Genomic DNA, 16638 nt, shown 5'->3' with positions numbered 1-16638 from the left:
GCGGTTATGGGTGACCGGCATGACTACGTGGCCCTCGAATGGGTCAAAGGCGAAATTGCCGAAACGCTGAGACAGGCGCATCAGGCGATTGAAGCCGTGCTCGACGATCCGCAGGCCTTCCCGGGGCTGGACGAGTGCCTGGCATACATCCATCAGGTCCACGGCAGCCTGCAGATGGTCGAGTTCTACGGCGCAGCGTTGCTCGCCGAAGAAATGGAACATCTGGTCGAAGCCTTGCAGCACGAGCGCGTCAGCCATCGCGACGAAGCGCTGCACCTGTTACTGCAAGCCCTCGGGCAATTGCCGATCTACCTCGACCGCGTGCAGAGCGCCCGGCGTGATTTGCCATTGGTGGTGCTGCCGCTGATCAACGATTTGCGCAGCGCTCGGGGCGAAAGCCTGCTCTCGGAAACCAGTCTGTTCAGCCCGCAACTGCCCGAGCTGGCGCCATTGAACGCGCAAGCGCTGGCACTGCTGGAACCGGCAGAACTGCCGAACGTGCTGCGCAAATTACGGCAGATGCTGCAAATGGCCCTGGTCGGTTTGCTGCGCGAGCAGGATGACCAGACGCACCTTGATTATCTGGCGAAAGTCTTCACCCGCCTCGAAGCGCTGAGCGGCGATGCGCCCCTGAGCCCGTTGTGGCAAGTCGCCTCAGCGCTGGTCGAAGGCATGCGCGAGGGCGTGATTGCCAACAGCCCGGCGCTGCGTAGCCTGTTCAAGGACGCCGACAAAGAGCTTAAGCGCTTGCTCGAGCAAGGCATGACCGGCCTCAACCAAGCGCCCCCGGCGGAGCTGCTGAAAAGCCTGTTGTTCTATATTGCCAAAGCCGAACATCCCACCGGGCAGATGCTGACCATGAAAGATCGCTACTCGCTGGACGACGCGTTGCCCGACAGCGCGATGGTCGACGAAGAACGCGCGCGCCTGGCCGGCCCCGACCGCGATGCGATGCGCTCGGTGCTGTCGGCGCTGTGCGAAGAGCTGGTGCGGGTCAAGGAACGCCTCGACCTGTTCGTGCGCAGCGACCGCCAGCACACCTCGGATCTGGAGAGCTTGCTGGCACCGCTGCGGCAAATCGCCGACACGTTGGCCGTGCTCGGTTTTGGCCAACCGCGCAAAGTCATCATCGATCAATTGGCCGTGGTGCTCAGCCTTGCCCAAGGCCAGCGCGAACCGAATGACGCGATCCTGATGGACGTTGCCGGTGCGCTGCTTTACGTCGAAGCGACACTGGCCGGAATGGTCGGCACCGTCGAGCCGGAAAGCCCGGAAGATTCGCGCCTGCCGACCACCGACCTGACGCAGATCCATCAGATCGTCATCAAGGAAGCACGCATCTGCCTGCAACAGGCCAAGGACATGATCGTCGACTACATCGACGCCGATTGGGATCGCCAGCACCTGCAACCGTTGCCGGCGCTGCTGACTCAGGTGCGCGGTGCGCTGGCGATGATTCCGTTGAACCGCGCGGCGAGTCTGGTCGAAGCCTGCAACGGTTTTATCCGCGAGCATTTGCTGCTTGATCCGCATGAGCCGGGCTGGGAACAACTTGATCATCTGGCCGATGTCATCAGCAGCCTCGAGTATTACCTCGAACGTCTGAGCGACGATCCGCAGGCGCCGAGCGAGCAGTTGCTGGATGTCGCGCAGAAGTCTCTTGCGAGTCTGGGTTTCTTTCCAAATGAGCCGCATGTGCCCGTACTCGAAGACGTGCTTAGCCCCAGCGAAGCGCTGGTGATGCAGGACATGCAGGCGCTCGATGATCCGGAAACCGTACAGTCGCTGGCCGACGTTCTGGCCAGCCCGGTTTCGGCGCTCAACCCGCCAGCGCTGATCACCCCCGGCAGCCTGATGCCGCCACCGGCCGATGAAGAACCGGTCGACGACGAATTGCGCGAAGTGTTCCTCGAAGAGACCGACGAAGTCCTCGAAGTCCTCCACGAATACCTGCCGCGCTGGACCGCCAATCCGCAGGATCGCGACGCGCTGACTGAACTGCGCCGCGCCTTCCACACCTTGAAGGGCAGCGGGCGCATGGTCCGTGCGCTGATCCTCGGCGAGCTGGCCTGGGCGGTGGAAAACCTGCTCAACCGCGTGCTCGAACAAAGCGTCGAACCCGGTTCGGTGGTGCAGCAACTGCTCACCGACACGGTGCTGTTGCTGCCCGAGTTGATCAACGAGTTCGCCACCAATAGTCAGCGTCAACGCAGCGATGTCGACCAACTTGCTGCCCGCGCACATGCCTTGGCCAAGGGTGATGAACCGCTGGCGGCCGAAGACGTCGACGATGTGGCGGCGCTCGATCCGTTGTTGCTGGAGATCTTCCGCAACGAAGCCGAAACGCACCTCGCCAGCCTCAACCGTTTTCTCGATCAGGCCGCCGAACACGTACCGTTGCAAGCCAGCGACGAGTTGCAGCGCGCCTTGCACACGCTCAAGGGCAGCGCCTCGATGGCCGGCGTATTGCCGATTGCCGAACTCGCTGCACCGCTCGATCAACTGGCCCGCGAGTTCAAGGCGCATCAGTTGCCGCTGGACCTCGACGAAGTGGAATTGCTGCTCGAAGCCGAGGGCCTGTTCCGCGTCGGCCTGCGTCAGCTCAAGCATGATCCGCTGGCGCCGATTGTCGGTGCACAGTCGCTGATCAAACGCTCGGAAACCCTGCTCGCCGAGCGTCTGGCGTCGATCCTCGATGCGCCCAATACCGGCCTGCGGATCAAGCGCGATCCGCAACTGATCAATAACTTCCTCGCTCAAGGCATGGACATCCTGCTCGATGCTGAGAGCCTGCTACAACGCTGGCAGCAACACCCCGGCGAGCGTCAGGAACTCAGCGCGCTGCTGGATGAGCTGACCACCCTTGGCGAAGGCGCGCATCTGGCCGATCTGCTGCCAGTCGATGTGTTGTGCGAAGCCTTGCTCGACCTGTATGGCGCGGTGGAAGAAAGCAGTCTGGCGGTCAGCGAACAGTTTTTCCGCGAAGCGCAGAACGCCCACGAAGCACTGATCAACATGCTCGACGAACTGGCTGCCGGGCAGGAAGTCACGCCACAGCCAGAGCGGATTCGTGCCTTGCATGATCTGCTCGATGAGAGTCTCGACCCGTCGTCGATGGGCCTTATTCGCAGCGATGGCAGCCGCACCTTGAGCATCCGTGAACTGGGCAGCGCCACCGCTGAGTTGCAGCAAAAGGCAACGGCGCTTGAGCCCGATGACGAGATCGTCGAGATCTTCCTTGAAGAGGCGGTGGACATTCTCGACAGCTCAGGCCAGGCCTTGCAGCGCTGGCTCAGTGACCCGGACAACACAGCGCCACTGTCCTCGTTGCAACGGGATTTGCATACGCTCAAGGGCGGCGCGCGGATGGCTGAAGTCGAGGCCATCGGCGATCTGGCCCAGGAGCTGGAAAGCCTTTACGAAGGCTTGGTCGATCGTCGCTACCACTACAGCGAAAGCCTGGGGCGTTTGCTGCTCAAGAGCCATGACCGCTTGGCGTTGATGCTTGATCAGTTGCAAAACCATCAGCCGCTGACCCCGGCGCAGGATCTGATCGACACGATTCGTCAGCTACGTCAGGGCCACAGTGTCGCCGAAGCGCCGCCAGCAATAGCCGAGCACGACAGCGCTGGCCACGACCCGGAGCTGATGGAGATCTTCCTCGAAGAAGGTTTCGACATCATCGAAAACTCTGGCGCCGCGCTGCTGCGCTGGCAGGCGGAGCCGGGCAATCGTCAGGAAGTGGAAACCCTGCTGCGCGATCTGCACACCCTCAAGGGTGGCGCGCGGATGGTCGAGATCGGCCCGATCGGCGACCTCGCCCATGAGCTGGAATACCTTTACGAAAGTCTTTCCAGCGGCGCTTTGCAGCCGTCGGCGGAGCTGTTTGCGCTGGTGCAGCGCGGGCATGATCGCTTGGCGCAAATGCTCGATGGCGTGCGCGCCGGGCAACCGTGCCCACCGGCCGATCGGCTGATCAACGCGATCCAGAATTTCAGCCATCCGGTGACGGTAGAAACGCCGCCAGTGCTACCTGTGCCGGTCAAGACTGACGCGGCGCCGCCGGCTGCCGACGCTGGCGCGGACATGGTCAAGGTCTCCGCCGAACTGCTTGATGAACTGGTCAATCTGGCCGGTGAAACCTCGATTTTCCGTGGCCGTATCGAACAGCAGGTCAACGACGCACAGATCGCGCTGAACGAGATGGAAACCACCATCGAACGGATGCGCGATCAGTTGCGCCGTCTCGACACTGAAACTCAGGGGCGGATTCTCAGCCGTCAGCAAGTCGATGCCGAACGCCTCGGCTACGAAGAATTCGATCCGCTGGAAATGGATCGCCATTCGCAGTTGCAGCAACTGTCGCGGGCGCTGTTCGAATCCGCCTCCGACTTGCTCGATCTCAAGGAAACCCTCGACCGCCGTAATCACGACGCCGAGAACCTGTTGCAGCAACAGGGCCGCATCAACACCGAATTGCAGGAAGGCCTGATGCGCACGCGCATGGTGCCGTTCGAGCGCATGTTGCCGCGCCTCAAACGCATCGTCCGTCAGGTCGCTGAAGAGCTGAACAAAGACGTCGCCTTCGTCGTCGGCAACGCCGAAGGCGAGATGGATCGCAACGTTCTCGAACGCATGGCCGCGCCACTGGAACACATGCTGCGCAACGCCGTCGACCACGGTCTGGAGTCCGCCGAAGTGCGGCTGGCGGCGGGTAAACCGGCGCAAGGTCAGATCAGCCTCGATCTGTCGCGCGAGGGCGGTGACATCGTTTTCGACATTCGCGATGACGGTGCCGGGGTGCCGCTGGAAGCCGTGCGGCGCAAAGCAATCAAGCGTGGATTGCTCGCACCGAATGCCGAGATCAGCGACCGCGACGTGTTGCAGTTCATCCTGCAGCCGGGATTCTCGACCGCCGAAAAAATCACGCAGATTTCCGGACGTGGCGTCGGCATGGACGTGGTGCACGAAGAAGTGCGGCAACTCGGCGGCAGCATGAGCATCGACTCGGTGCCGGGGCAGGGCGTGCATTTCCGCATTCGGCTGCCGTTCACCGTGTCGGTCAACCGCGCGTTGATGGTGCAGTGTGGCGAGGATCAATATGCGATTCCGCTGAACACCATCGAAGGCATCGTCCGCGTGTTGCCGAATGATCTGGAAGCTTACTTCCGGGTTGATCCGCCGCGCTATCAGTACGGCGGCCAGACCTATGAACTGTGCTACCTCGGCGAACTGCTGAAAACCGCGCCACGACCGAAACTGCTGGGGCAGAACCTGCCGTTGCCGGTGCTGCTGGTGCACTACAACGACCGGCGCATCGCCGTGCTGGTGGATACCATGGCCGGCACCCGCGAGATCGTGGTCAAAAGCCTTGGCGCGCAATTCGCGGCGGTGCAGGGCGTGTCCGGGGCGACGATTCTCGGCGATGGCCGGGTGGTGCTGATTCTCGATCTGCTCGCGCCGATTCGGGCGATGCAGGCGCGGGTTGTGCAGGCGCCGACGCTCCCGGAGATCGACAGCGAACCGCACAAACCGCTGCTGGTGATGGTGGTCGACGACTCGGTCACCGTGCGCAAGGTCACCAGCCGTTTGCTCGAACGCCACGGCATGAACGTGCTGACCGCCAAGGACGGTGTCGACGCCATGCTGCTCCTGGAAGAACACATGCCCGACCTGATGCTGCTCGACATCGAAATGCCGCGCATGGACGGCTTCGAAGTCGCCACCCAGGTGCGCAATGACGAACGCCTGCAACACCTGCCGATCATCATGATCACTTCGCGCACCGGGCAGAAACACCGCGACCGCGCGATGGCCATCGGCGTTAACGACTACCTCGGCAAGCCGTATCAAGAGTCGGTGCTGCTTGAAAGCATTGCCCAGTGGAGCAAGAAACATGCATGAGCGCCGGCACAATCAGCGCAGCAGCCAACTGACCGGGTTGCTGCTGCCGTTGGCGGATCGTAATTTGATCCTGCCTAACGTCGCTGTCGCTGAGTTGATTGATTACCAGGCCAGCGCCTTCGATCTGGACACGCCGCCGTGGTACCTGGGGCGCGTGAAGTGGCGCGAGCGGCAGATTCCGTTGCTGAGTTTTGAATCGGCGTGCGGGCAGAAAATCGTCATTGGCGAGCGCGCGCGGATCGTGATTTTGAATGCGCTGGGCGGGTTGCCGGAGCTGAAGTTCATTGCACTGCTGGTGCAGGGGATTCCGCGGTCGTACAAGCTCGACAGTCAGTTGAGTTATGTCGATGTGCCGTTGTGTTCGCTGGAGCAGGCAGCGGTGCAGGTCGGGGAGCAGGTGGCGAAGGTGCCGGATTTGCTTGGGTTGGAGAAGTTGTTGGTGGATGCTGGGCTGATCCACTGATTCAGAATTTTCATTGGCCTGACTGGCCTCATCGCGAGCAGGCTCACTCCTACATTTGGAATGCATTCCCCTTTAGGAGTGAGCCTGCTCGCGATAGCGCCTGCGGCATCCACCAAAATCCGACAGACAAATCCTCAATCCCCGCAGCGCAATAAACGCATCCAGGCACATCTGTTTAAAGACACCCGGTGTTACGGCTCCCTAGCCTACAAATCCTTGCGCCGCTGCCTACGCATGCACCAGAATCCGCCGGCTTGTGCGCCTTTGGCAGGCTGCGTAACTTGATTCCGTCACTGATTTCCAGTGATCGGGTTTAGCAGCCCGTGGTTAATCTAAGGGTGCACATACATCATCGTCAGGCTCAGCGCCTGCATTCGATGGCGGCTGTGCGCAGGGCGCTTCGGCGCGCCGGCTTCCTTAGGTTCCCCGGTCTGCTAACCTGCGTTCAGCTGCCACCCCTTCTTTTAGCAGAGAAGCGGTTCCAGCTTAATTTCGGAACTTGAAGATGATTAAACCTACGCCTAACCCCCCGCTCGCAGATCCCGCATCCCCCTACGAATCCCCCGACTCCAAGAAATTCCACGAAGCCGCCGAACGCGCCCTCGACCATTACCTCGGCCCGACCAACGCCGATCTGATGGCCACGCCTTACACCCCCAACACGCTGTACATGGCCAACCCCCATGCCGACACCGAATCCCTGCTGGCTGATGCTAGCGAAACCCTCGGGTCGGCCACGGTGATGCTTAACAACCATGCGGCAATGGTGGAAGGTACGCACCGCAAGACTGTGCAAGGAATTGCGCAGGTGGTGATGGTGGCGGAGATGGCGGTCAATCGATTGTTGGATAGGTTGGTGCCGACGGAGTGACTTAAAAGCCGACCCTCACCCCAGCCCTCTCCCGGAGGGAGAGGGGGCCGACCGCAGGATGCTCATAAGTTACGCCGACCTGAAAATACTGCTGTGAATCCATAATCGACTCGGTGGGGCAGGTCGATGTATGGCGCCAGACACCTCGGTCAGTCCCCTCTCCCTCAGGGAGAGGGCTAGGGTGAGGGCGCTCTTGACCATTACGCTCAGCGTAATGATTCACCACCGCGCTTGATTGATGCCCCCACCCCACACGCCTACCTTAGCTCCACGACAGCGAACCCCGTGGAGTGAGCATGACAACAACAATTTCCCCCGACTCGCGCTGGACGCGGCGGCGCGATGAGAAGCAGCGCCGCCTCGACAAGGTGCACGGGCTGGCCGACGGTGTGGTGTTGCCCACCGACAAGATCGTCGCCGCGCTCGAAGCGCTGATCCACCCCGGCGACCGTGTGGTGCTGGAGGGCAACAACCAGAAGCAGGCGGATTTCCTCTCCCGTTCGCTGGCCAAAGCCGACCCGGAAAAGCTCCACGACCTGCACATGATCATGCCCAGCGTCGGTCGCTCCGAGCACCTTGACCTGTTCGAACGCGGCATCGCCCGCAAACTGGATTTCTCCTTCGCCGGCACCCAGAGCCTGCGCATCAGCCAGTTGCTTGAAGACGGTTTACTCGAAGTTGGCGCGATCCACACTTACATCGAACTCTACGCCCGACTGGTGGTGGACCTGATCCCCAACGTCGTGCTCTCGGCCGGTTTCATGGCCGACCGCGCCGGTAATATCTACACCGGCCCGAGCACCGAAGACACCCCGGCACTGATCGAACCGGCGGCGTTCAGCGACGGCATTGTCATCGTCCAGGTCAACCAGTTGGTCGACGACGTCAGCGAACTGCCTCGCGTAGACATCCCCGCCTCATGGGTCGATTTCGTCGTGGTCGCCGACAAGCCGTTCTACATCGAACCGCTGTTCACCCGCGACCCACGGCACATCAAGCCCGTGCACGTGCTGATGGCGATGATGGCGATCCGTGGGATCTACGAAAAACACAATGTGCAGTCGCTCAACCACGGCATCGGTTTCAACACCGCCGCTATCGAATTGATCCTGCCGACCTACGGCGAATCCCTCGGCCTCAAAGGCAAGATCTGCCGCAACTGGACGCTCAACCCGCACCCAACACTGATCCCGGCGATCGAGAGCGGTTGGGTCGAAAGCGTGCATTGTTTCGGCACCGAACTGGGTATGGAAAACTACATCGCCGCGCGCCCGGACGTGTTCTTCACCGGTCGCGACGGCTCGCTGCGTTCCAACCGGATGTTCTGCCAACTCGCCGGGCAGTACGCGGTGGATCTGTTCATCGGCGCGACGTTGCAGGTCGATGGCGATGGCCATTCCTCGACCGTAACCCGTGGTCGCCTCGCCGGTTTCGGCGGTGCGCCGAACATGGGCCACGACCCGCGCGGTCGGCGTCACGGCACCCCGGCGTGGCTGGATATGCGTCATGACGATGCGCAGCAACCGATGCTCGAACGCGGCAAAAAGCTTGTGGTGCAAATGGTCGAGACCTTCCAGGAGGGCGGCAAACCGACCTTCGTCGAAACCCTCGACGCGGTCGAGGTGGCGAAGAAAAGCGGCATGCCGCTGGCGCCGATCATGATTTACGGCGACGACGTCACCCACTTGCTCACCGAAGAAGGCATCGCCTATCTGTACAAGGCGCGTTCGCTGGAAGAGCGCCAGGCGATGATCGCTGCGGTCGCCGGCGTCACCGCCATCGGCCTGCGCCACAACCCGAAAGACACCGAACGCATGCGCCGCGAAGGCCTGATCGCCTTGCCCGAAGACCTCGGCATCCGCCGCACCGACGCCACCCGCGAACTGCTCGCGGCGAAGAGCGTGGCCGATCTGGTCGAGTGGTCCGGCGGCCTGTACAACCCGCCCGCGAAATTCAGGAGCTGGTAATGCACGCACTTAACCTGCAAGCGAAACCGCTTTCTATGGCTGATCGACTGGCCGATCTGGCGGTGGACGCCCTGATCGACGAAGCCGATCTGTCGCCGAAACCGGCATTGGTCGACCGTCGCGGCAATGGCGCGCACACCGATCTGCACCTGGGCCTGATGCACGCGTCGGCGCTGTCGTTGTGGCCGGCGTTCAAAGAGATGGCCGAGGCGGCAGTTGAAATCGGCGAAGTCGATTCAACGTTGCGCGAAGCGATTGGCCGCATCGGTCGCGAAGGTGAGCAATCGATGCTCGCGACCACCAACGGCGTGAACACCCATCGCGGCGCCATTTGGGCGCTGGGGTTGTTGGTGACGGCCGCTGCGCTCGAACCGCAATCCTCCAGCGCTAACGCCGTGACCCTGCGTGCTGCACGTCTGGCCTTGCTGGACGATCGCCACGCGCCGAAACCCTTGAGCCACGGCGCCCAAGTCGCCCTGCGTTTCGGCGCACGCGGTGCTCGTGAAGAAGCGCAGCTCGGCTTCCCTTCGGTGCTGCAACGCGGCCTGCCACAACTCAAACGCAGCCGTGCCCAAGCAAGCGGCGAACAGAACGCCCGGCTCGACGCCTTGCTCGCAATCATGACGAATCTGGCCGACACCTGCGTGCTCTACCGCGCCGGCGAAGAGGGGTTGCAGGCCATGCAACACGGCGCGCAAGCGGTGCTCGACGCCGGTGGCAGCGCCAGCCTCAGCGGTCGCCGCCGCTTGCACGAACTCGATCAACAACTCATCGCATTGAATGCCTCGCCCGGTGGCGCCGCCGACTTGCTCGCCGCCACGCTGCTGCTCGATCGCATCGAATGCGACGGCATCCTTCAGGGAGCGTTTTGATGGAAACCCTATCGTTTGAATTCCCCGCCGGGCAGCCGCCACGCGGTCGCGCGCTGGTCGGTTGTGTCGGCTCGGGTGATCTGGAAGTGCTGATCGAACCGGGCCTGGCCGGCAAGCTGACGATCAATGTGCAAACCTCGGTCAACGGTGCGCAGCTGCGCTGGCAGCATCTGTTTGCGCGGATGTTCGACGGCACCACGCCGCCGGCGATGGCCATCGATATCCACGATTTCGGTGCGACGCCGGGGGTGGTGCGCTTGCGTCTGGAACAAGGTTTCGAGGAGATCGGCCATGACTGACAGCGCCGCGTTGCTCAACAAACACAGCTTCGTCGAACTCGGTGCGCGGCAACGGGCGAAGGCCTTGCTCGATGCCGGCAGCTTTCGTGAATTGCTCGACCCGTTTCAACGGGTGATGTCGCCGTGGCTTGAACGCCAGGGCGTGGTGCCGCAGGCCGATGACGGCGTGGTGATCGCCAAGGGCAGCCTCGACGGTTTGCCGGTGGTCATCGCCGCGATTGAAGGCGCGTTTCAGGGTGGCAGCCTTGGCGAAGTCGGCGGGGCGAAGATTGCCGGCGCGCTGGAACTGGCGGCTGAAGACAACCGCAAAGGCATTCAGACCCGCGCGGTGTTGCTGCTGGAAACCGGTGGTGTGCGTTTGCAGGAAGCCAATCTCGGGCTGGCGGCGATTGCTGATATTCATGCGGCGATTGTCGATTTGCAGCAGTACCAACCGGTGGTCGGTGTGGTGGCAGGTAGCGTCGGTTGCTTTGGCGGCATGTCGATTGCCGCTGCGTTGTGCAGTTATTTGCTGGTGACTCAGGAAGCACGCCTCGGTTTGAACGGCCCGCAGGTGATTGAGCAGGAAGCCGGAATCGAAGAATACGACTCTCGCGACCGGCCATTCATCTGGAGCCTGACTGGCGGCGAGCAGCGTTTTGCCAGTGGTCTGGTGGATCGGTATGTCGCCGATGACGTGGCGAAGATTCGTCAGCAGGTAGGTGAATTGCTCCAGCAAGGTTTGCCGAAGCAACCGCGCAGCCAGCGCGCCGAATGGTTTCTGCAACGCCTGAGCAATCTGAACACTGACCCGCAAATCGAACCGTCGGTGGTTCGCGATCTGTATCAAGGAGAGCGCTCATGAGCGGTTATTCGCTGCGTGGTTTGAACTGGTTCAACGCCTTGAGCGCGGGCGCTGTCGCGGTCCAAGGGCTGCCGCCATCGTTGAAGGTTGCTGACAGTGAGCTGGGGCGTTTTATCGCTGTGGTCGCTGATCCGGACAATCGTTTTCCGCGTGCTCGTAATGGCGAAGTCGGCTTGCTCGAAGGCTGGGGCTTGGCCAAGGCTGTGGATGACGCGATCACTGCTGATCGTGATAAAGCGCAAAAACGCCCGATCATCGCCATCGTCGATGTGCCGAGCCAGGCTTACGGTCGGCGCGAAGAAGCCCTCGGCATTCATCAGGCGCTGGCCGGTGCGGCGGACAGTTATGCCCGTGCGCGTTTGGCCGGGCATCCGGTGATTGCGTTGTTGGTCGGTAAGGCGATGTCCGGGGCGTTTCTGGCTCATGGTTATCAGGCCAACCGTTTGATCGCGCTGCGCGATCCGGGCGTGATGGTGCATGCCATGGGCAAGGCTTCGGCGGCGCGGGTGACGTTGCGCAGCGTTGAAGAACTGGAAGCGCTGGCCGCCAGTGTGCCGCCGATGGCTTATGACATCGACAGTTATGCCAGTCTCGGATTGCTCTGGGAAACCTTGTCAGTGCAGCAGATTGAACAGCCGACGGTGGAGGATCTTTCGAGAGTCAACGAGTGCCTGAAGCAAGCCATCGGCGATGTCGTCAGTACTGACTTGAGCAATCGCCTCGGCGCGAAGAATCGTGCGGCTTCCAGCAAGGTTCGCGAACTGCTGAGGGCGCAGTGGTGAATACGCCTCTGGCCCACGACCTGCTCTGGGGCATGACCCCGGTGCAGTTGCCGGCGGATGCGCCGCTGTGGGCAGTCGAGTCGCTGGCCGCCGGGCAACCGGTGGTAGTGCGGCGGGCGTTGAGCGATGAGGGTTTTCTCGCGGTCGGTGTGCGCGGTGTGTTGCGCGAGCAGCGGTTGGCGGCATTTATGGCGGTCGATTCGATTGCCTGTCGGGTCAGTCCGGAGGCGCTGTGTCATGTCGACAGCGAGCGCGATCTGCCGGTCATGCAGGCGCTCAAACAACTGCGGCCGATGCTCGACGATTGCGGTTGGGTCTGGGGTGTCAGCGGCAGTGTCGGGTTTGAACTGGCCAGTGATTTTACCGCGATGCACGCGGCCAGTGATCTCGATCTGATTCTGCGTACGCCGCAACTGATCACCCGTAATCAGGCACGCAAACTCGTGGAGCTTTTCGATCAGGCCGTGTGCCGGGTCGACATGCAGTTGCAGACGCCGTTCGGTGCTGTGGCATTGCGTGAATGGGCCAGCGGATCTGCGCGCGTGCTGCTGAAAAACGAGTATCAGGCCTGTTTGGTGACTGACCCGTGGAACCCGCAGGAGCAGGCAGCGTGAGCAGTCTGCTGGTGTTCCCCGGCCAGGGTGCGCAGCAAGCGGGCATGCTGCAGCGCTTGCCCCGCGAGACCTTGGTCGAGGCCAGTGATGTGCTCGGCGAAGATGTCTCGCTGCTGGATTCCAGCGCAGCGTTGCGCACGACAAGGGCAGTTCAGCTATGCCTGCTGATCGCCGGCGTCGCAGCTTCACGGCAATTGTTGCAGGACGGACTCACGGCGGATTACGTCGCGGGCCTGTCCATCGGTGCTTACCCGGCAGCGGTGGTCGCCGGGGCCTTGAGCTTCAGCGATGCGTTGCATCTGGTCAGCCTGCGCGGTGCGTTGATGCAGCAAGCTTATCCACAAGGCTACGGCATGACCGCGATTATCGGCCTGCAGTTATCCACAGTCGAAACGCTGCTGGCGCAGGTACACAGCGAAGATTCGCCGGTGTATCTGGCCAACATCAACGCCGACAATCAGGTGGTGATTGCCGGCTGTGACGAGGCGATGCAAGCGGTGGCCGAACTGGCGCGCAGTCGCGGCGCCGGTCTGGCAAAACGTCTGGCGGTGAGCGTACCGTCGCACTGCCCACTGCTGGACGAACCGGCGCAAACCCTCGCCGAAGCCTTCGCCAAGGTTGAGCTGAAAACCGCGAAAATCGCTTACCTGAGCGGCAGCCGCGCGCGCCCCGTGACCAAAGTAGAAGCGCTGCGCGACGACCTCGCCTTCAACATGTGCCGCGTGGTGGATTGGCGCGGCACCGTACAAAGCGCCTACGAGCGCGGCGTGCGTCTACAAATCGAACTGCCGCCCGGTGCGGTGCTGACCGGGCTGGCGCGCCGGGTGTTCGAGCAAGGCACGGTCACTGCCTTCGACAGTGCGCGTCTCGACACCTTGCAGGCGCTGTTGCGAGAGGAGGGTGGCCGCCAACTCTAAAACCGCCGACTCAAGCTTCGAACAACAAAAACAACATTCGACGATGCACTTTGAGGACTACAACAATGATTATTTACGGTGTGGCGCTGCTCGCGATCTGTACGCTGGCAGGGGTGATCATGGGTGACATGCTCGGCGTGTTGTTGGGCGTGAAATCCAATGTCGGCGGGGTCGGCATCGCCATGATCCTGCTGATCTGCGCGCGGTTGTGGATGCAGAAACGCGGCGGCATGACCAAGGAATGCGAGATGGGCGTCGGCTTTTGGGGCGCGATGTACATTCCGGTGGTGGTGGCGATGGCCGCGCAACAGAACGTCGTCACTGCGCTGCACGGTGGCCCGGTGGCGGTGCTGGCGGCGATTGGTTCGGTGGTGGTTTGTGGCTGCACGATTGCTTTGATCAGCCGCACCCATAAGGGCGAACCATTGCCTGACGAGCCGGCGGAAATCTCCCCGGTCGGCACGCCAGTAGGAGGCCGCTGATATGTGGGATCTCATCGAGAAAGGTCTGGAACACAATGGGCTGGTCACTGCATTCGCTTTTGTCGGCGTGATCATGTGGGTGTCGGTGGTTCTGTCCAAACGCCTGACGTTCGGACGTATTCACGGCTCGGCGATTGCCATCGTTATTGGTCTGGTTTTGGCGTGGGTCGGCGGCACCATGACCGGCGGGCAGAAAGGCTTGGCGGATCTGACGTTGTTCTCCGGTATCGGACTGATGGGCGGGGCGATGCTGCGTGATTTTGCAATTGTGGCCACGGCATTTGAAGTGCAGGCGACCGAGGCTAAGAAGGCTGGGTTGATTGGTGTGATCGCGCTGTTGCTGGGCACGATCCTGCCGTTCATTGTTGGCGCGTGCATGGCCTGGGCGTTTGGTTATCGCGATGCGGTGAGCATGACCACCATTGGCGCGGGTGCGGTGACTTATATCGTCGGGCCGGTGACCGGTGCGGCGATTGGCGCGACCTCGGATGTGATGGCGCTGTCGATTGCCACCGGGTTGATCAAGGCGATTCTGGTGATGGTCGGCACGCCGGTCGCGGCGCGCTGGATGGGCCTGGATAACCCGCGTTCGGCGATGGTGTTTGGTGGTTTGGCCGGGACTGTCAGCGGCGTTACAGCTGGATTGGCGGCGACGGATCGGCGGTTGGTGCCTTATGGGGCGTTGACCGCTACTTTCCATACCGGGCTGGGGTGTTTGCTTGGGCCATCGCTGTTGTTCTTCATTGTTCGCGGGATTGTGGGCTAGGTTTCTGATTGATCGTTCCCACGCTCTGCGTGGGAATGCAGCCCGGGACGCTCTGCGTCCCAAAGCGGACGCGGAGCGTCCATTGAGGCATTCCCACGCGGAGCATGGGAACGATCATGGGGTGATCTGGCGATTGGCATACATCCGACACTCCGCCAGCAACGCCAGCAAATTCGGATCCCTCTCCTTGGCCTTCAAAAACACCACGCCAATGTGCTGCTGCAACCGGTACTTCTCCTGCAACGGAATCAGCTTCACCCGATTCTCATACACCGCGGCAATCCGTCCCGGCAGCAACGCGTAACCCACCCCAGAGCTGACCATGCTCAACAGCGTGAAGATGTCATTCACCTGCATCGCCACCTTCGGTTCGAACCCCGCCTGCTTGAACACCCGCACGCCATCCTGATGCGTGGCAAAGCCCTGAGTCAGGGTGATGAAGGTTTCATCGCGCACCTCCGCCAGATCCACCTCACTGCGCTGAGCAAACTTCGAATCCGCCGGGGTGGCGAGGAAGATGTCGTCGGAGAACAACGCAATCTGCTCGCAATCCGGGTCGTTGATGCTGTCGTCCAGTGACACCAGAATCGCGTCGACTTCCATGTTCTTCAGCTTGTACAGCAGGTCGATGTTCGAGCCGAGGATCAGGTCGATGTTGAGTTCGCTGCGGCGGATCTTCAGGCCCATGATCAGTTGCGGTACGGTTTTCACGGTCAGTGAATACAGCGAGCCAAGCTTGAAACGTTCAGCGGAAAAACCGGCGGCTTCGCGCGTCAGGCGCACGCTTTCGACGACGTCGTTGATCAGCTTCTGCGCGCGTTCCTCCAATACATAGGCACTTTCCAGCGGCGTCAGGTTGCGGCCTTCGTGTTTGAACAGCGGGCAGCGCAGGGCGCTTTCCAGCGAATGAATGGCGCGGTGCACGCTGACGTTGCTGGTCTGCAGCTCGACAGCAGCGCGGGCGAGGTTGCCGGTGCGCATGAAGGCGAGGAACACCTCGAGTTTTTTCAGGGTCAATTCTTCGTCGATCAGCATGGCGCGGACTCTTTTTGGAATGCGTCGATTGTGCCTTGAAGATCAAAAGATCGCAGCCTTCGGCAGCTCCTACATTGGAATGCGTTCGAAGGTAGGAGCTGCCGAAGGCTGCGATCTTTTGATTGCGCTTTTACGCTCAAGGCCCGAGCCTTGCGCGCTGCGGTAACGAATGTGAGGTGAGCAATACATGTATCACGGAGAACGATTGAACGCCTGGACCCATCTGGTCGGGGCGGTGGCGGCATTTATTGGTGGCGTGTGGATGTTGGTGATTGCCTGTCTGGACGGCAGCCCGTGGAAGATCGTCAGTGTGGCGATTTACGCTTTCACCTTGCTGGTGCTCTACAGCGCCTCCACCGTGTACCACAGCGTGCGCGGGCGCAAGAAAGCGATCATGAAGAAGGTTGATCACTTTTCGATCTATCTGTTGATTGCCGGCAGTTACACGCCATTTTGCCTGGTGACCCTGCGCGGGCCGTGGGGCTGGACGTTGTTCGGGATTGTCTGGGGGCTGGCGCTGATCGGCATCCTGCAAGAGATCAAACCGCGTTCGGAAGCGCGGATTCTGTCGATCGTGATTTACGCGGTGATGGGCTGGATTGTGTTGGTGGCGGTCAAGCCGCTGATCGCGGCGCTGGGCACTACCGGGTTTGCCTGGCTGGCGTCGGGCGGGGTTTTGTACACGGTGGGGATTATCTTTTTTGCCCTGGATCACCGGCTGCGGCATGCGCATGGGATCTGGCATTTGTTTGTGATTGCGGGGAGCTTGCTGCACTTTGTGGCGATTCTGTTTTATGTCCTGTAGCCCGGCTGACTGATCGT

Annotated in this window: 14 protein-coding genes; 13 read left to right on the top strand and 1 reads right to left on the bottom strand. The window is 61.5% G+C overall.

Features of this window, described 5'->3' with window-relative positions; all coding sequences use genetic code 11:
* Positions 1-6: 6 nt before the first annotated feature.
* From AB4N44_RS15360 to madM, 12 genes are all read left to right on the top strand, one after another.
* Positions 7-5904 carry a hybrid sensor histidine kinase/response regulator gene (locus AB4N44_RS15360; protein ID WP_460108541.1) on the top strand — a complete coding sequence of 1966 codons (5898 nt, stop codon included), beginning with the start codon at positions 7-9 and terminating at the stop codon, positions 5902-5904.
* A complete protein-coding gene (locus tag AB4N44_RS15355; RefSeq protein WP_127930102.1) occupies positions 5897-6367 on the top strand; it encodes a chemotaxis protein CheW in 471 nt (156 codons plus the stop codon). The genes AB4N44_RS15360 and AB4N44_RS15355 overlap by 8 nt, the downstream gene beginning before the upstream one ends.
* Before the next feature lie 505 nt (positions 6368-6872).
* Positions 6873-7238 carry a DUF6124 family protein gene (locus AB4N44_RS15350; RefSeq protein ID WP_460108543.1) on the top strand — a complete coding sequence of 122 codons (366 nt, stop codon included), beginning with the start codon at positions 6873-6875 and terminating at the stop codon, positions 7236-7238.
* A 296-nt stretch (positions 7239-7534) separates the two neighbouring features.
* Positions 7535-9205: a malonate decarboxylase subunit alpha gene (gene mdcA, locus AB4N44_RS15345; RefSeq protein ID WP_316917255.1), complete on the top strand. Its 1671-nt coding sequence runs from the start codon at positions 7535-7537 to the stop codon at positions 9203-9205.
* The gene (locus AB4N44_RS15340; RefSeq protein WP_460108545.1) at positions 9205-10077 is read left to right on the top strand and encodes a triphosphoribosyl-dephospho-CoA synthase; all 873 of its coding nucleotides are present in this window, start codon (positions 9205-9207) and stop codon (positions 10075-10077) included. Before mdcA ends, AB4N44_RS15340 begins: the two co-directional genes overlap by 1 nt.
* On the top strand, positions 10077-10376 hold the full coding sequence (locus AB4N44_RS15335; protein WP_007913697.1) for a malonate decarboxylase subunit delta: 300 nt from the start codon (positions 10077-10079) through the stop codon (positions 10374-10376). The genes AB4N44_RS15340 and AB4N44_RS15335 overlap by 1 nt, the downstream gene beginning before the upstream one ends.
* Positions 10369-11220: a biotin-independent malonate decarboxylase subunit beta gene (locus AB4N44_RS15330; RefSeq protein WP_460108547.1), complete on the top strand. Its 852-nt coding sequence runs from the start codon at positions 10369-10371 to the stop codon at positions 11218-11220. The genes AB4N44_RS15335 and AB4N44_RS15330 overlap by 8 nt, the downstream gene beginning before the upstream one ends.
* Positions 11217-12002, top strand: coding sequence for a biotin-independent malonate decarboxylase subunit gamma (gene mdcE / locus AB4N44_RS15325; RefSeq protein WP_460108548.1), 786 nt, complete (start codon positions 11217-11219; stop codon positions 12000-12002). The genes AB4N44_RS15330 and mdcE overlap by 4 nt, the downstream gene beginning before the upstream one ends.
* Complete coding sequence (locus AB4N44_RS15320) at positions 11996-12616, top strand: malonate decarboxylase holo-ACP synthase (RefSeq protein WP_460108550.1); 621 nt, start codon at positions 11996-11998, stop codon at positions 12614-12616. Before mdcE ends, AB4N44_RS15320 begins: the two co-directional genes overlap by 7 nt.
* Positions 12613-13533, top strand: a complete 921-nt coding sequence (gene mdcH, locus AB4N44_RS15315; RefSeq protein WP_460108551.1) for a malonate decarboxylase subunit epsilon — start codon at positions 12613-12615, stop codon at positions 13531-13533. The genes AB4N44_RS15320 and mdcH overlap by 4 nt, the downstream gene beginning before the upstream one ends.
* 65 nt (positions 13534-13598) lie before the next feature.
* Positions 13599-14015 (top strand): malonate transporter subunit MadL, encoded by a 417-nt coding sequence (gene madL / locus AB4N44_RS15310; RefSeq protein ID WP_038358777.1) that lies wholly within the window; start codon positions 13599-13601, stop codon positions 14013-14015.
* A 1-nt stretch (position 14016) separates the two neighbouring features.
* On the top strand, positions 14017-14781 hold the full coding sequence (gene madM, locus AB4N44_RS15305; protein WP_007913704.1) for a malonate transporter subunit MadM: 765 nt from the start codon (positions 14017-14019) through the stop codon (positions 14779-14781).
* Between the two features lie 114 nt (positions 14782-14895).
* On the opposite strand, the gene AB4N44_RS15300 is transcribed toward madM, so the two are convergent.
* A complete protein-coding gene (locus AB4N44_RS15300; protein WP_460108552.1) occupies positions 14896-15816 on the bottom strand; it encodes a LysR family transcriptional regulator in 921 nt (306 codons plus the stop codon).
* Positions 15817-16003: 187 nt separating this feature from the next.
* Here AB4N44_RS15300 and trhA point away from each other — a divergent pair, with 187 nt between their 5' ends.
* Positions 16004-16621 carry a PAQR family membrane homeostasis protein TrhA gene (gene trhA / locus AB4N44_RS15295; protein WP_038358773.1) on the top strand — a complete coding sequence of 206 codons (618 nt, stop codon included), beginning with the start codon at positions 16004-16006 and terminating at the stop codon, positions 16619-16621.
* Positions 16622-16638: the final 17 nt, after the last annotated feature.

The organism is Pseudomonas sp. S3_C06 (assembly GCF_054667675.1).
Note: the sequence above shows the minus strand (reverse complement) of the source record. Positions and strands in the feature narration are given on the sequence as shown.

What these genes read in the sequence shown, in the direction of transcription:
- AB4N44_RS15350 (WP_460108543.1), top strand. Translation starts at nt 6,873, where the DNA reads ATGATTAAACCTACGCCTAACCCCCCGCTCGCAGATCCCGCATCCCCC.
- mdcA (WP_316917255.1), top strand. Translation starts at nt 7,535, where the DNA reads ATGACAACAACAATTTCCCCCGACTCGCGCTGGACGCGGCGGCGCGAT.
- AB4N44_RS15355 (WP_127930102.1), top strand. Translation starts at nt 5,897, where the DNA reads ATGCATGAGCGCCGGCACAATCAGCGCAGCAGCCAACTGACCGGGTTG.
- madL (WP_038358777.1), top strand. Translation starts at nt 13,599, where the DNA reads ATGATTATTTACGGTGTGGCGCTGCTCGCGATCTGTACGCTGGCAGGG.
- mdcE (WP_460108548.1), top strand. Translation starts at nt 11,217, where the DNA reads ATGAGCGGTTATTCGCTGCGTGGTTTGAACTGGTTCAACGCCTTGAGC.
- AB4N44_RS15360 (WP_460108541.1), top strand. Translation starts at nt 7, where the DNA reads ATGGGTGACCGGCATGACTACGTGGCCCTCGAATGGGTCAAAGGCGAA.
- madM (WP_007913704.1), top strand. Translation starts at nt 14,017, where the DNA reads ATGTGGGATCTCATCGAGAAAGGTCTGGAACACAATGGGCTGGTCACT.
- AB4N44_RS15340 (WP_460108545.1), top strand. Translation starts at nt 9,205, where the DNA reads ATGCACGCACTTAACCTGCAAGCGAAACCGCTTTCTATGGCTGATCGA.
- AB4N44_RS15330 (WP_460108547.1), top strand. Translation starts at nt 10,369, where the DNA reads ATGACTGACAGCGCCGCGTTGCTCAACAAACACAGCTTCGTCGAACTC.
- AB4N44_RS15335 (WP_007913697.1), top strand. Translation starts at nt 10,077, where the DNA reads ATGGAAACCCTATCGTTTGAATTCCCCGCCGGGCAGCCGCCACGCGGT.
- AB4N44_RS15300 (WP_460108552.1), bottom strand. Translation starts at nt 15,816, where the DNA reads ATGCTGATCGACGAAGAATTGACCCTGAAAAAACTCGAGGTGTTCCTC.
- trhA (WP_038358773.1), top strand. Translation starts at nt 16,004, where the DNA reads ATGTATCACGGAGAACGATTGAACGCCTGGACCCATCTGGTCGGGGCG.